General features: G+C 69.7%; 15 protein-coding genes, 1 tRNA gene and 1 pseudogene. 3 read left to right on the top strand and 14 right to left on the bottom strand.

The features are described 5' to 3' along the window. From EFL95_RS07510 to EFL95_RS19845, 7 genes and pseudogenes are all read right to left on the bottom strand, one after another. Positions 1 to 414 (bottom strand): hypothetical protein, encoded by a 414-nt coding sequence (locus tag EFL95_RS07510; protein ID WP_148045003.1) that lies wholly within the window; start codon positions 412 to 414, stop codon positions 1 to 3. Positions 415 to 425: 11 nt separating this feature from the next. Further along, positions 426 to 1,367, bottom strand: coding sequence for a threonine/serine dehydratase (locus EFL95_RS07505; RefSeq protein ID WP_123233396.1), 942 nt, complete (start codon positions 1,365 to 1,367; stop codon positions 426 to 428). Positions 1,368 to 1,371: 4 nt separating this feature from the next. Beyond that, complete coding sequence (locus EFL95_RS07500; RefSeq protein ID WP_425463964.1) at positions 1,372 to 1,758, bottom strand: TlpA family protein disulfide reductase; 387 nt, start codon at positions 1,756 to 1,758, stop codon at positions 1,372 to 1,374. Positions 1,759 to 1,995: 237 nt separating this feature from the next. Continuing rightward, positions 1,996 to 2,068: transfer RNA gene (locus EFL95_RS07495), tRNA-Asn, on the bottom strand. 39 nt (positions 2,069 to 2,107) lie between these two features. Next, positions 2,108 to 2,632, bottom strand: coding sequence for a hypothetical protein (locus EFL95_RS07490; RefSeq protein ID WP_123233394.1), 525 nt, complete (start codon positions 2,630 to 2,632; stop codon positions 2,108 to 2,110). Then, positions 2,629 to 4,830: a DNA primase gene (gene dnaG / locus EFL95_RS07485; protein ID WP_246004975.1), complete on the bottom strand. Its 2,202-nt coding sequence runs from the start codon at positions 4,828 to 4,830 to the stop codon at positions 2,629 to 2,631. Before dnaG ends, EFL95_RS07490 begins: the two co-directional genes overlap by 4 nt. Positions 4,831 to 5,253: 423 nt before the next feature. Beyond that, positions 5,254 to 5,439: pseudogene (locus tag EFL95_RS19845) on the bottom strand (CHC2 zinc finger domain-containing protein); the annotation flags it as partial. A 72-nt stretch (positions 5,440 to 5,511) separates the two neighbouring features. Between EFL95_RS19845 and EFL95_RS07480 the strand changes: the two are divergent. The 3 genes from EFL95_RS07480 to EFL95_RS19715 are packed head-to-tail and all read left to right on the top strand — an operon-like array spanning position 5,512 to position 6,472. Continuing rightward, a complete protein-coding gene (locus EFL95_RS07480) occupies positions 5,512 to 5,931 on the top strand; it encodes a phage holin family protein (RefSeq protein ID WP_123233392.1) in 420 nt (139 codons plus the stop codon). After that, complete coding sequence (locus tag EFL95_RS07475) at positions 5,928 to 6,137, top strand: DUF3618 domain-containing protein (RefSeq protein ID WP_123233391.1); 210 nt, start codon at positions 5,928 to 5,930, stop codon at positions 6,135 to 6,137. The genes EFL95_RS07480 and EFL95_RS07475 overlap by 4 nt, the downstream gene beginning before the upstream one ends. A gap of 23 nt (positions 6,138 to 6,160) precedes the next feature. Further along, on the top strand, positions 6,161 to 6,472 hold the full coding sequence (locus EFL95_RS19715) for a hypothetical protein (RefSeq protein WP_221176351.1): 312 nt from the start codon (positions 6,161 to 6,163) through the stop codon (positions 6,470 to 6,472). A 1-nt stretch (position 6,473) separates the two neighbouring features. Here the strand turns inward: EFL95_RS19715 and EFL95_RS07465 are convergent, their stop codons facing one another. The 7 genes from EFL95_RS07465 to EFL95_RS07435 all read right to left on the bottom strand — a co-directional run bounded on the left by EFL95_RS07465 (position 6,474) and on the right by EFL95_RS07435 (position 12,928). Continuing rightward, positions 6,474 to 7,715 (bottom strand): deoxyguanosinetriphosphate triphosphohydrolase, encoded by a 1,242-nt coding sequence (locus EFL95_RS07465; protein WP_123233390.1) that lies wholly within the window; start codon positions 7,713 to 7,715, stop codon positions 6,474 to 6,476. 28 nt (positions 7,716 to 7,743) lie between these two features. Beyond that, positions 7,744 to 8,349, bottom strand: a complete 606-nt coding sequence (locus EFL95_RS07460) for a response regulator transcription factor (protein ID WP_123233389.1) — start codon at positions 8,347 to 8,349, stop codon at positions 7,744 to 7,746. Beyond that, positions 8,346 to 9,464: a sensor histidine kinase gene (locus EFL95_RS07455; protein WP_123233388.1), complete on the bottom strand. Its 1,119-nt coding sequence runs from the start codon at positions 9,462 to 9,464 to the stop codon at positions 8,346 to 8,348. The genes EFL95_RS07460 and EFL95_RS07455 overlap by 4 nt, the downstream gene beginning before the upstream one ends. 17 nt (positions 9,465 to 9,481) lie before the next feature. Next, positions 9,482 to 10,270 carry an ABC transporter permease gene (locus EFL95_RS07450; protein ID WP_246004844.1) on the bottom strand — a complete coding sequence of 263 codons (789 nt, stop codon included), beginning with the start codon at positions 10,268 to 10,270 and terminating at the stop codon, positions 9,482 to 9,484. Beyond that, positions 10,267 to 11,160: an ABC transporter ATP-binding protein gene (locus EFL95_RS07445; RefSeq protein ID WP_123233387.1), complete on the bottom strand. Its 894-nt coding sequence runs from the start codon at positions 11,158 to 11,160 to the stop codon at positions 10,267 to 10,269. Before EFL95_RS07445 ends, EFL95_RS07450 begins: the two co-directional genes overlap by 4 nt. Before the next feature lie 75 nt (positions 11,161 to 11,235). Next, positions 11,236 to 12,165, bottom strand: a complete 930-nt coding sequence (gene era / locus EFL95_RS07440; RefSeq protein WP_123233386.1) for a GTPase Era — start codon at positions 12,163 to 12,165, stop codon at positions 11,236 to 11,238. Beyond that, on the bottom strand, positions 12,158 to 12,928 hold the full coding sequence (locus tag EFL95_RS07435; protein ID WP_123233385.1) for a siderophore-interacting protein: 771 nt from the start codon (positions 12,926 to 12,928) through the stop codon (positions 12,158 to 12,160). Before EFL95_RS07435 ends, era begins: the two co-directional genes overlap by 8 nt. Between the last annotated feature and the right edge of the window lie 6 nt (positions 12,929 to 12,934).

Here is a 12,934-nt window from a genome sequence, read left to right as displayed (position 1 = left end):
TCAGCGGATCGCGATCCGCTTGCCGTCCACGGTGAAGTCGTTGACCTTGCCGTCGGAGAGCGTGACGGCGGCGAACGTGTGGCAGACCGTCGGCTTGTCGGCCTGGCAGAGCTTGTAGGTGCCCTGGTCCTCGGTCATGGTGTCGGCCGTGCCGGCAGCGGTCAGGCCGTCGTGGACAAGCTTCAGGTAGCTCAACGCTCGCGACGCCGGCGCGGCCAGGTCGTAGGCGGCTTCCACCGTGGCCGGGTCGTTGCTCGCGACCGCGGTGAAGAACTGGGTGCCGACCGCGGCGTTCTTCGTCGGGTCCATGCCGGGGCCCTGCTGGTGGGCGTCCGACTTCCCGGAGTCGCCGCACCCGGCGAGGACCGTGATGGCGGCAAGGGTCACGAGGATGGCTGCAAGGGGACGTCGCACAACCCGATTGTCTACCCGACGAGGTCGGAAGGATCGGTGTTCGCCCCACAAAGTACGACGACCACCCGCTCCCCCGGTTCTGGGACGTAGCCGCCGCTGGTCAGTGCCGCCAGCGCCGCAGCGGCCCCGTGCTCGACAGCGATCCGGCGGTGGTCCCAGAGCAGCCGCCGGGCGTGGATGAGGTCGTCGTCGCTCACCAGCAACGAGCGTGCGCCGGTACGCAGGGCGACGTCGAGAGCGATGTCACCGATCCGACGTGCGCCGAGCGAGTCCGCGGCGACCCCGGAGACCGGTACGTCGACCGGGGATCCGACTCGCAGCGCCTCGGCGAGCGTGGGTGCTCCGGTCGGCTCGACCCCGACCACCCGGGCCGTCCCTTCGACTGCGGCGGCGACCCCGGCCAGCAGCCCGCCCCCGCCGACGGCGATCACCACGGTGTCGACCTGCCCGTCGAGGTCCTCGAGGATCTCCAGACCCAGCGTCCCGGCGCCCGCCGCGATCGGAGCCTGGTCGTAGGCGTGGCAGAACAGCGCCCCGGTCCCCTCGGCGTGGATCCGCGCAGCTTCGTAGGCTCCGGCGTACTCGTGACCGGCCTGGATGACGTTCGCACCCAGGGCCTGCAGCTTGGCCAGCTTCACCGGCGAGGTGATCGTCGGCACGAAGACCGTCACCGGCACACCCAGCTGAGCACCCGCGTAGGCGTGCGCAAGCCCGGCGTTCCCACCTGAGGCCGCCACCGTGCCGACGGCCGGGTCGAGGTCGCCGTTGGCCTGCGCCTCGAGGATCCGGTTGAACGCGCCGCGGGCCTTGAAGCTGCCGGTGTGCTGGAGGAACTCCAGCTTCATCCAGGTCTGGCCACCGAACGCCCCCGGGTCGACCGCGATCAGCGGCGTACGGCGCACGCGGCCCTCGATCCGGGCGCGGGCCTCGTCGACGTCAGCGCGGGTGATCACGGGTTCATGGTGTCAAACGGTTGAGCACAGAGCGGTGAAGCTCCGAGTACGACGCGAACGCGCCGATGTGCACCCATCGGACGCGGCCGCCGCTGACGACGATCGTCGTCGGGATCCCGTTCGGGTAGAGAACCTTGCTGAGCCCGAACATGACGTCCCCCGAGGCGTCCGAGTAGTTCGGGAACGTGACCTTCCTGTCCCGGATCTCCTTGCGGGCGTACTTCAGCAGGTTGTCCCGGCTGACACCCACGACCTGGACGCCGTCGTGACTCAAGCGTTCGAGCATCGGCATCTCCTTCCTGCACGGGCCGCAGGTGCTCGACCAGAAGTTGATGACAATCGGTCGGTCGGTCCGGATCTGTAAGGGACCAGCGCTGCCGATTCGCTTCATGCGAGCAGCGGCTTTCGGCACAGCCACGTCCGTCGCACTCCACCCTGTGCGCAGGACATGGTCATCAGAGGCCTGCGAGACGCCGCCGAGCGAACAACCCGAGCCGAGGGCGATCAGCAGGACCGGCATCAGGGCGCGGAGCCTCACCGATGCTCGACGCGCCACCATGGCGCTGATGATGCCAGGAATGAATGAGGGCCTGACCAGCGGTTTTCACCGCAGTCAGGCCCTCTCGAGCTCCCCCGGTTGGACTCGAACCAACAACCCTCCGATTAACAGTCGAATGCTCTGCCAATTGAGCTACAGGGGATCGCGCCCGCAAAGGTTAGCAAGCCCTCCCGGGTTGGGACTAATCGGTACCCGACACGTCTCCGACGTCCGCGCGGGCCTGGGCCAGCGCCTCTGCGGCAGCGCGGACGACGTCCGGTTCGTCCGGGTCGATCCCCGCGTCGTACTCGTGCATCCAGGTGATCGGTCCGCCGTCCGGGGACCGCCTGCCGATCACCTTGAAGCCGCGCTTGCCCGAGACCAGGAACCCACGCTGCACGACCACGCTGGCGGTCACCCGCTCGCGGATCAGCTGGAGCAGCAGCGCCGGGTTCTCCAGCGTGAACTCGTACGACGCCCGCGGCCGGCCGTACTCCCCGACCTCGCTGACCTTCAGTCTCGACTCGTCCTGGTCCCAGTCGGCCGCCTGCACGGTCTCCCAGGGCAGCCGGACGGTGTCCTCGCCGACCAGCACCAGCGCCAGCCGGGTGCCGAGCAGCCAACGATCGCCGTCGTTGACGAAGGCCAGGACCTTCTCGCGGCGCCCGAGCCCGGCTCGGTCCACGACCAGCGCGGGAGCGCGGTCGGCCCGATGGAACAACGTCACGAGGGATCCATGGCGAGCTCGCGCAGAGTCCGCCGGTGCTGCTCGAGAGCGACCAGCTCGCCGAACATCCGGTTGTACTCGGTTGCCTCCTCCACCGGGTTGGTCCGCTGGAGCTTGGACTTCAGGTCGGCGATCCGGCGCAGTGCGGTCAGCTCACGAAGCCGGTGCACGTAGACCGCGGCGTACTCGGCCGTCGGCTCCTGCTTGGTCGGCAGGGGCTCGACGCTCAGCGCGCTCAGCAGCGACTGCACCCGCTCGTCGGCGGTGTTCGCCTGGAGGCGGGATGCCCACATCGCGTCGGCGGCTGCCACGCCGCCGGCGAGGGTCACGACCGCCCATACCGCCTTGTAGGCGGGGTGGGTGAAGTCCTCGTCGCTGACCTCGCCCAGCGTCGGGCCGACGATCGCGGGGTGCTGCACGACCAGCTTGAGCGCCTCACGCTCGAGGAGGAACCTCGGGTCACGCGGGTCCGGCAGTCCTTGCGGTCCGGACGGGGCCACCGGCGCGCCCGGAGCCGCAGCGGCGGCCGCCTGCTCGCGATTAGCGGCTCGCCGGACCTCCCGCTGCACGTCGACCGGGTCGATGCCGATCATCCCGGCGAGCTCGCGGGCGAAGGCGTCGACCTTGGAACGGTCCCGGATGGCCCGGACGAGCTTGGCCGCCTCGCGCAGCGCGTCCACGCGACCATCGGCCCGGTCGAGGTCGTATCGCTCGACCACGTTGGCCAGCACGAACCGGTACAGCGGCACCCGCCGCGCGACCAGCTCGCGGACCGCAGCGTCGCCCTGTTGCAGGCGCAGGTCGCACGGATCCAGCCCGGACGGCTCGACGGCGACATAGGTCTGGCCGGCGAAGTTCTGGTCACCCTCGAACGCCCGCAGCGCTGCCTTCTGCCCAGCAGCGTCGCCGTCGAAGGTGAAGATCACCTCGCCGCGGAACTCGTCGTGGTCCTGAAGCAGCCGGCGGATCACCCGGGCGTGGTCGTCACCGAACGCGGTGCCGCAGGTGGCAACTGCGGTCTTCACGCCGGACAGGTGGCAGGCCATCACGTCGGTGTAGCCCTCGACGATCACCGCCTGGCTCCCCCGGGCGATCTCCCGACGGGCCAGGTCGATCCCGTAGAGGACCTGGCTCTTCTTGTAGATCGGGGTCTCGGCGGTGTTGAGGTACTTGGCCTCGATCCGGTCGTCCTCGAAGATCCGGCGGGCGCCGAAGCCGATCACGTCCGCGCTGCTGTCGCGGATCGGCCACATCAGCCGGCCGCGGAACTTGTCGTAGAGGCCGCGGTTGTTGTCGCCCGCGAGGCCGGCACTGACCAGCTCGGCGTCGGTGAAGCCCTTCTGCTTCAGGTACTTGACCAGTTCCTCGCCGCCGCGTGGGGAGAAGCCGACGCCGAAGTGCTCGGCTGCGTCCTTGTCGAAGCCGCGCTGGTCGAGGAATTGCCGCGCGGTCATCGCGTCGGGGGTGGCCAGCTGCTCGGCGTACCAGGCGGCGGTCAGCTTGTGCGCCTCGACCAGCCGCGGCCGCTGCGGTCCCCCGCTGGGTCGAGCCGGCCCGCCCTCCTCGTAGTGGAGCTCGACGCCGAATTTCTCCGCGAGCCGTTCGACGGTCTCGGTGAAGCTGGTGCCGTCGATCTCCTGGACGAACTTGATGACGTCGCCACCAACCCCGCACCCGAAGCAATTCCCGGTGAGAATGTTGTCGGCCAGCGTGAATGCGTGCCCGTCGTCCACCTCGGCGCAGAAAACTTCCTCGATACGGTCGGTACGTTCGACTGACTGGACGACCCAGCCGCGACGAGCGAATTGCTTGTTCGCCGCGTCGAACCGCTCCTGATGAGTGGGGATCAGGAAGAACTCGCTGGTCAGGTCCTCGTTCACGAGATGCACGCGGAAGATGTCGGACATCCTGCCGTCGATGCCACGACGGTTCTGCGAGGTGATCCCGTAGGTACCGATCCCGAGGCGAGTGCAGACCGCCCGCACGAACTCCAGATTCTCGCGCTTAGCGGAATTGAGGATCACTGTTCCGTCGGCAGCGACGCACCCGTCTGCCGCGAAATAGCCAGCGAGCCAGCCGTAAAGGTAGGGCCGTGACTCGTTCAGATCAGGCCATGCCTTGAAGAACCTCGGAAGGTGGTGGACGAGCAGGTTCTCGCCGGACGCAGAGGTGACGCTGTTCGGGAACCACTTCAGCATTGCCAGGTCCTTCGGGGGACACAGCAATGCCATGGCGCCGGTCCCGTTCAGGGTTCCGTCGCCGCAAGTGAAGCCGTGAGCTATTCCGAACGGCGAAGGCGTCGTCCGCCGGATCCCGTTCCTCGGGTAGGTGTAGGCAAGCCTGTCACCTCGCTTTAGCTCCTTGGTCAGCGCCTCGCGTCGCCTGGTCCGATCGTCACCGTTGCCAACTCGAACGAACCACCGATGCTCGTCTGTCGCAAAGATCTCCTTGACCTGGCGGTTTCTCGTCAGCGTGATCTTCATCAGCGGCTGGACGCCGTAGGACTTGAACGGCGCTTCGATCCAGTTCGCCCGCGCTCCCAGAATCTTGTGCGTGCCTCCGGCCAGTTCGCGGATCGGACGGACTCCGTCGAACGTCAGGACTTCTGTTTCGCCGGCGAGACAGTGATACATGCCCCGGCTGGGCGTCACGTTGAAACTCGGCGACTTCTCGTCGTGGAACGGGCACAGGCCCTTCATGTTCCCGCCGCCAGCGCTGCGCAGCGTGACGTAGGACCCGATGACGTCGTCGATGCGCGCGGTCTCGCGCACCTTCGCGATGTCCTCGTCCCTGATCCGGCCCGCCACGCGCCGATCCTATGTCCCCGCACCGACGCCGGGCAGCGGGTTCATTTCCACGGCAGCGGGTAGGGGTCAGACATGGCTGCCCAACACCCAGCACCCGGACGTGAGAACCCACCCGATCCGACGATCGGCGCGCTCGTGCACGACCTGACCGAGCAGGTGCCCGCGCTCGTCCGCTCCGAGATCAGGCTCGCCCAGGCCGAGGTCGCCCAGAAGGGCAAGCGCCTCGGCGTCGGGCTCGGCATGTTCAGCGCCAGCGGCCTGCTGGCATTCTTCGGCCTGGCCAGCGCGATCACCACCGTGGTCCTGCTGCTCGACCTCGCGCTGCCGGCGTGGGCGGCAGCGCTGATCGTGACCATTGCGCTGTTCGCCGTCGCGGCCGGCGCCGCCGTCCTGGGCAAGTCGAAGGTCGAGCAGGCCACGCCGCCGATCCCCGAGAAGGCGATCGCCGGCACCAAGGAGGACCTCGCCACCCTGAAGGAGATCAAGCCGTGACCACGACCAGCCCCGAGCACCTCGAGCAGAAGGTCGCCCTCCAGCGCGACCAGCTCGCCCAGACCGTGGACCAGCTCAGCGCCAAGCTCGACGTGAAGCACCGGGCGGCGGACCGGGTCGCCCGCACGCCGAAGCCGGTCCTGCTCGCCCCCGTCGTCCTCGCCGTGGCCGTGGTCGGCCTCGTCGTGTGGCGCCGCAAGCACTGAAGCACCCGAGGAGAGGAACCGAGATGATCAAGCGACTGACGCACCTGACCGCGTTCGGAGCCGGCTACGTGCTCGGCGCGCGCGCCGGCCGGGAACGCTACGAGCAGATCCGCGCGCTGGCGCTGCGGGTCAAGGACGACCCGCGCGTGCAGGAGAAGGCCCACGAGGCCGCCGACGCGGTCAAGGCGGAGACCGCGACGCTGAAGGACCGCGTCTCCGACAAGCTGCACGGCGAGGACCTGGACCACGGCTCGAGCGCCGGGCCGGCGGTGGACGACGGTGCCTCCGGCTTCCAGGTCGGTGGCGATCCGCTCCAGGCGAGCTCGCGGCGGTAGCTCAGCGGCAGAGGCGCTGGTGCCACGCCACGGCGCTGGCATCGGTGAGTGATGCGATCTGGTCGACGACCACCCGGAGACGGGCCTGGTCGTCGACCGCCTCGCGGTAGTCGGCGCGCAGGCTCGGGTCGAGAAGCGCTCCGTCGGAGTCCACCAGCACGGCGAACAGCTCGTCGATGAGTTCGCGCTGCTGCTGCATCGCGGCGACCCGGACGTCGGTGCGCATGACGTAGTGCGCGGCGATCCCCTTGAGGACCGCGATCTCCTCGGCGGTCTCGCTCGGCACGATCAGGTCGGCCTCGTGCCGGACCAGCGTCCCGTCCCCGTACGCCGCCCGCGTGGCCGAGTGCACGCTGCCGCAGAAGACGCCGATCAGGTCGCTGGTCAGGTTCTTCAGTACCGCGAGGGCCGACCGGCTGCCGTCGTACTCCTGGTGCAGCCACGCCCCGACCGAGCGCACCCGTCCGAACGCCTCGGCGAGCTCCTCATCCGTCGCACCCGGCAGGTACCAGTCGCGCACGGTCTCCCAGACGCCGGTGAGCTCGGTGGTCGAGTCCAGCCGGGCGAGGTCGATGTGCCCACCGACGATGCCGTCCTCGAGGTCGTGCACCGAGTAGGCCACGTCGTCGGCGAAGTCCATGACCTGTGCCTCGATGCAGCGACGCGGGCCGTCCACGCCCTTGCGCAGCCACTCGAAGACGGGCAGGTCGTCGTCGTAGACCCCGAACTTGCCGCCAGCGTCGGGGCGTCCCCACGGGTACTTGGTGCAGGCGTCCAGGGTCGCCCGGGTCAGGTTCAGACCGATCGAGCGCCCGTCCTCGTCGACCGACTTCGCCTCCAGGCGGGTCAGGATCCGCAGGGTCTGGGCATTGCCCTCGAACCCACCGCAGTCAGCGGCCAGCCGGTCGAGCGCCTCCTCGCCGTTGTGGCCGAACGGCGGGTGGCCGAGGTCGTGCGCGAGCGCAGCAGTCTCGGCGAGGTCCGGGTGACAGCCGAGCGGGTGCGCGAGGTCGCGGGCGACCTGGGCGACCTCGAGGCTGTGGGTGAGCCGATTGCGGACGAAGTCGTCGGCCTGCGGCCCGAGCACCTGGGTCTTGGCGGCAAGTCGGCGCAGCGAGGCCGAGTGCACCACCCGGGCGCGGTCGCGCTCGAACGGGGTGCGGACCGGCGCCGGGACGCGCTTGGCCGGCTCCTCGACGAGTCGCTCGCGCGCGGCGTCGTCGTAGAGCTCGTCCCAGGTCACCGGTCGAGACTACCGAGGACGTCCGGCACTAGAGCCAGCCGTTCTCCGTGGCGATGAGGACGGCCTCGGCCCGGGTCGCCGCCCCGGTCTTGCCGATCGCGCTGGAGAGGTGGTTGCGCACGGTCCCCTCGGAGAGGAACAGCTTCGCCGCGATCGCCGCTGCCGTGGACCCGTCGCTGGCGGCCCGGAGGACCTCGGTCTCGCGCGGGCTGAGCGGAGACTCCCCCGCGACCAGGCTGTCCGCGGCCAGGGCCGGGTCGACGACCCGCAGGCCGGCGTGCACGCGGCGTACGGCGTCGGCGAGCTCGGCCGCCGGGGTGTCCTTGACGACGAACCCGGAGGCGCCGGCCTGGAGCGCCCGGCGCAGGAAGCCGGGCCGGCCGAAGGTGGTCACGATCAGCACCTTCACCTCGGGCAGCACGCCCCGCAGGGCGGCGGCCGCCGCGATGCCGTCCATCCCGGGCATCTCCACGTCGAGCAGGGCGACGTCCGGTCGGTGCTCGAGAGCGGCGTCGACCACCAGGTCACCGGACCCGACCTCGGCGACGACCTCCAGGTCAGGCTCCATCGCGAGCAGCGCGGAGAGTGCGCCGCGGACGAGCGCCTGGTCGTCGGCCAGCAGGATCTTGATCACCCGACGACCACCTTCAGCGAGAACCCGGGCTCCAGCGCGGTGGTGACCACGGCCCCGCCCAGGGCGTTGGCGCGCTCGCGCAGACCGACCAGGCCGTTGCCAGGCACCGAGGAGCCCGGACCGGCGCCGTCGTCGGCGACCTCCGCGCTGGTCGCGGTCAGCCGCACCGCGCAGCTCCGGGCGCCGCTGTGCCGGATGACGTTGGTGATGCCCTCACGGACGGTCCAGGCGAACAGCTCGCGGACCTCGCTCGGCACGTCGTCGGTGGAGTTCGGCAGGTCGGCCTCGATCTCGGCCGCCTGAAGAGCCATCCGGGCACGGGCGAGCTCACCGGGCAGCGTCATCTCGCGGTAGCCCTCGACCGCGCGGCGGACGTCGGCCAGGGCATCACGCGAGAGCCGCTCGAGATCGGCGACCTCGGCCTTGGCCCGTTCCGGGTCGACGTCGAGCAGCTTCTGGGCGAGCTCGGCCTTGACGGTGATCACCGTCAACGAGTGCCCGAGGATGTCGTGCAGGTCGCGGGCAAAGCGGTTGCGCTGGTCGTCCAGGGCGAGGCGGGCGTTCTCCTCACGGACGGCGAGCACCTCGATGTTGCGGTTGATCGCCTGGCCGATCCCCCAGATCGCCAGTCCGGCGACCAGGATCCCGAACAGGATGCCGCGGTCCTCGCTCCAGCCGTCGACCACCAGCGTGGCCCCGTACGTCGCTCCGGCCACCAACGCGGTCAGCGCCCAGGCCAGGCGGGTCTCCAGGCAGATCATGCAGGTCACGGCGATGTAGACCGCGGTCGCCGTTCCGCTCTGTCCGACCGCGACGCAGATGACGACGCCCAGAGTGACCTCGGTGACGACGGCTCCGAGCCCGACGAGCGGGCTGGCGGTGGCGGTGAACGGTGATCCCGGGACCCGCTTCCAACGCAGCATGAGGAACATGGCCGCGTAGACGACCGCGAACGCCAGGGTCGCGACGATGCCGACCCAGCCCGAGACGGTGTCGCGCTGCTTCCAGGCGTCCTCGAGCGGGTTCAGCAGGTAGAAGAGCCAGACCAGCGCGAAGACCGGACCCCACAGAGGGGCGGCCGGCGGTGGGTCCAGGTCGATCGGGCTGGTCGTCATCGCAGTCACGGTAGCGATCAGACCCGGGCCGTGTCCTTGCTCATCCGCCACGCGGCGCCGGCCACGAAGACGATGAGCCAGCCGAGCAGGTTCAGGATCCACACGAGGTGGGGCGCGCCCCCGTAGAGCGGCCACCGGGCCAGGTTCGCCAGACCGTAGATCGGGGTGCAGGCGGAGATGTGACCGAGCACCGAGTCCGACTTGATCGGGAACCAGAGTCCACCGAGCGCAGCGAGTCCGGCGAGAGCCGGGCCGAGGACCTGCATGACGTTCTCGCTCGGGAGCAGGTAGCCGACGAACAGACCGAAGGCACCGAACACGATCGAGCCGAGCCAGGCGATCACCCCCGCCGCGATCCACACGTGGGTGGGCATCTCGGCCTTGCCGTTGAGAAGGCCGACGATGTTCACCGCGAGCACCGAGCTCAGCCCGAGGAACAGCGCGACGATGGCCTTGACCATCACGTAGGCGATCGGCGAGAGCGGCGTGAGTCGCAGCTGGCGGGACCAGCCGAGGGCCCGTTCGGTGGCGACCATCGCGCCACCGCTGGTGGTCGCCAGGACCGCGCCGTACGCCGCCATGCTGATGAGGATGTACGCCGACACGTTGCCGGAGCCGGCCTTGTCGCCGGTGTACTGGGAGTTCGTCCCGATGATCAGGTAGAGGATCACCGGCATGATCAGCGTGAAGATCACCGCGCGACGGTTGCGCAGGATCCGGCGCATCTCGATGCCGAGCATGGTCAGGTTGAACCCGCCCAGGGGCGGCACCCGGCGCTGGGTCGGGTCGATGGTGGTGGCGCTCACGTGGCGTCTCCCGTCAGGTTGAGGAAGGCCTCCTCGAGGCCCTGGGCAGTGATCTCGAGGTCACGGGCACTGGTCTCGTTCAGCAGGTACCGGGCGACCACGTCGCTGTCCTTGGCGTGCACGTAGACCGACTCGCCCCGCACCTCGACGTTGTCGACGCCCGGCAGGCTCGCGAGCGCGGCGGTGTCGGGCTGGTTCAGAGTCGCGCGCACCGTGCGACCGGACGCCAGCGACTTGATCTCGCTGCCCGAGCCGTCGGCGACGACCTTGCCGTGGCTGATCAGCACGATCCGGTCGGCGTACTGGTCGGCCTCCTCCAGGTAGTGCGTCGCGAACAGCACGGTGCGGCCCTTCTGGGCGTCCGAGCGGATCGCCGACCAGAACGTGCGCCGACCCTCGACGTCCATGCCGGTGGTCGGCTCGTCGAGCAGCAGGAGCGCGGGGTCGGAGAGCAGTGCCATCGCAAAGCGCAGCCGCTGCTGCTCACCGCCCGAGCACTTCTCGACCTTGCGGTCGGCGATCCCGGTGATGCCGGCCTCGGCGAGCACGTCGTCGATGTCGCGGGTGTGCACGAAGAGGCTCGCGGTGTAGGCGACCGTCTCGCGGACCGTGATGTCCTTCAGCAGGCCACCGGTCTGCATCACCGCGGACACCAGGCCGCGCGCGATCGCGTCCCGCGGCTCGAGCCCGAGGATCTGCGCACTACCGCTGGTCGGCTCGGAGAGGCCGAGCATCATGTCGATGGTGGACGTCTTGCCGGCACCGTTGGGGCCGAGGAAGGCCACCACCTCGCCGGGCTCGATGGTCAGGTCGATCCCCCGTACGGCTTGGACGGCACCGAAGTGCTTCGTCACGCCCGAGAGGCTGACTGCAGGGATGGATGAACTCATGGCTCCAGCCTGCCCTGACCAGCGGCCGAACGCCTCGCCCGACCGTCACGATCCGGCCATGACATTTGTCAGTGCCTAGAAGCCGAGCTTTCGCAGCTGGCGGGGGTCGCGCTGCCAGTCCTTGGCGATCTTCACCCGCAGGTCCAGGTACGCCGGAGTGCCGAGGATGGCCTCGATCTGCTTGCGCGCAGCCATCCCGACCTCCTTCAGGCGGGAACCCTTGTGGCCGATGATGATGCCCTTCTGGGAGTCGCGCTCGACGTACAGGTTCGCGTGGATGTACAGCAGCGGCTTGTCGGCCGGCCGGTCCTCCTTGAGCCCCATCTCTTCCACCACGACGGCGATCGAGTGCGGCAGCTCGTCGCGCACACCCTCCAGTGCGGCCTCGCGGATCAGCTCGGCGACGATCGCCTCCTCGGGCGCGTCGCTGAGCTCGCCGTCCGGGTAGAGCGCAGGCCCCTCGGGCAGGCGGGCGACCAGCAGGTCTGCCAACAGGTCGACCTGGTCCCCGGACTGCGCAGAGACGGGCACGATCTCGGCCCAGTCGGTCCCGGTCTCGCGACCGAGCTCGGCGATGGCCAGCAGGTGCTCGGCGAGCTGGTCCGGGCTGACCTTGTCGGTCTTGGTGGCGACCGCGATCTTCACCGTGCGGCGCACCTTGCCGAGCTCGTTGACGATGAACCGGTCGCCCGGGCCCGGCTTCTCGTCGGCGGGGAAGCACACCGCGACGACGTCGACCTCGGCCCAGGTGGTCTTGACCAGGTCGTTGAGACGCTCCCCCAACAGGGTGCGCGGCTTGTGCAGGCCCGGGGTGTCGACCAGCACGAGCTGGGCGTCCGGGCGGTGCACGATCCCGCGCACGACCGTGCGCGTGGTCTGCGGCTTGGAGGAGGTGATCACGACCTTCGAGCCGACCAGGGCGTTGGTCAGCGTCGACTTGCCGGCGTTCGGGCGGCCCACGAAGCAGGCGAACCCGCTCCGGAAGGTCTCGTCCTGCTCAGCCACTGTTTCCCCTTGCCTGGTCGTAGTCGTCCCAGATCTGCTCGTCACTCTTCCCGGCCGCCTTGCCGGCGGCGTAGATCGGGCCGGGGTCGACGGCCCGGCGCTGCCGGCCGCGGCTCCCGCTCCAGTAGCCCATCACGTCGTACGCCGTCGATGCCCTGCCGAGGTCGTGCCGGACGTGGCGCCGGATCTCGCGCATCTGCGCCGACTCCCCGGCCATCCAGAAGTAGCCCGGTCCCTCCGGCCAGTCGAGCCGCTGGACCAGCGTCGCCAGGCCGCTCTGCTCAGCCCCCGGGGCGTCGACCCAGGAGATCGGCAGGTCGGTGTAGTCGTCGAGCGGCTCGTCCGGCGTCTCGACGTAGGCGGTCACCGGGAGCCCGACCGTCTCGCCGATGCGTGCGATCGCGGGCAGCCCGGTGAGATCCCCGACGAGCACCACCCAGGAGGCGTCGTCGGGAAGGTCGAAGGAGCCCTTCGGCTCCGAGATGCCGACGACGTCTCCGACGCACTCGGTCTGCGCCCACTGCGTCACCAGACCCTCGTCGTGGATCACCACGTCGAGCACGATCCGCTCACCCTCGTGAGCGCGCACCGTGTAGTAGCGGGTCTGGAACTGTCCCGGGACGGTGAGCGCCACCCACTCGTCCGGGACACCGGTGCTGCGGAACCCCGGGACGTCGATCGTCACCCGGACGAGATGGTCCCCGAGGACCTCGCGACCGGTGACGGTGCCCGAGAGGGCACGAGCGTCGGGGCGGGCGTTCACCCAGGA

It is taken from the genome of Nocardioides marmorisolisilvae, assembly GCF_003725775.1.
Classification (GTDB): Bacteria; Actinomycetota; Actinomycetes; order Propionibacteriales; family Nocardioidaceae; genus Marmoricola; species Marmoricola marmorisolisilvae.
This window is presented reverse-complemented; position numbering and strand designations above follow the sequence as displayed.

Coding starts and splice junctions, on each gene's coding strand:
- EFL95_RS07500 (WP_425463964.1), bottom strand. CDS start 1,758: ATGAAGCGAATCGGCAGCGCTGGTCCCTTACAGATCCGGACCGACCGA.
- dnaG (WP_246004975.1), bottom strand. CDS start 4,830: ATGCTGAAGTGGTTCCCGAACAGCGTCACCTCTGCGTCCGGCGAGAAC.
- EFL95_RS07480 (WP_123233392.1), top strand. CDS start 5,512: ATGGCTGCCCAACACCCAGCACCCGGACGTGAGAACCCACCCGATCCG.
- EFL95_RS19715 (WP_221176351.1), top strand. CDS start 6,161: ATGATCAAGCGACTGACGCACCTGACCGCGTTCGGAGCCGGCTACGTG.
- EFL95_RS07455 (WP_123233388.1), bottom strand. CDS start 9,464: ATGACGACCAGCCCGATCGACCTGGACCCACCGCCGGCCGCCCCTCTG.
- EFL95_RS07445 (WP_123233387.1), bottom strand. CDS start 11,160: ATGAGTTCATCCATCCCTGCAGTCAGCCTCTCGGGCGTGACGAAGCAC.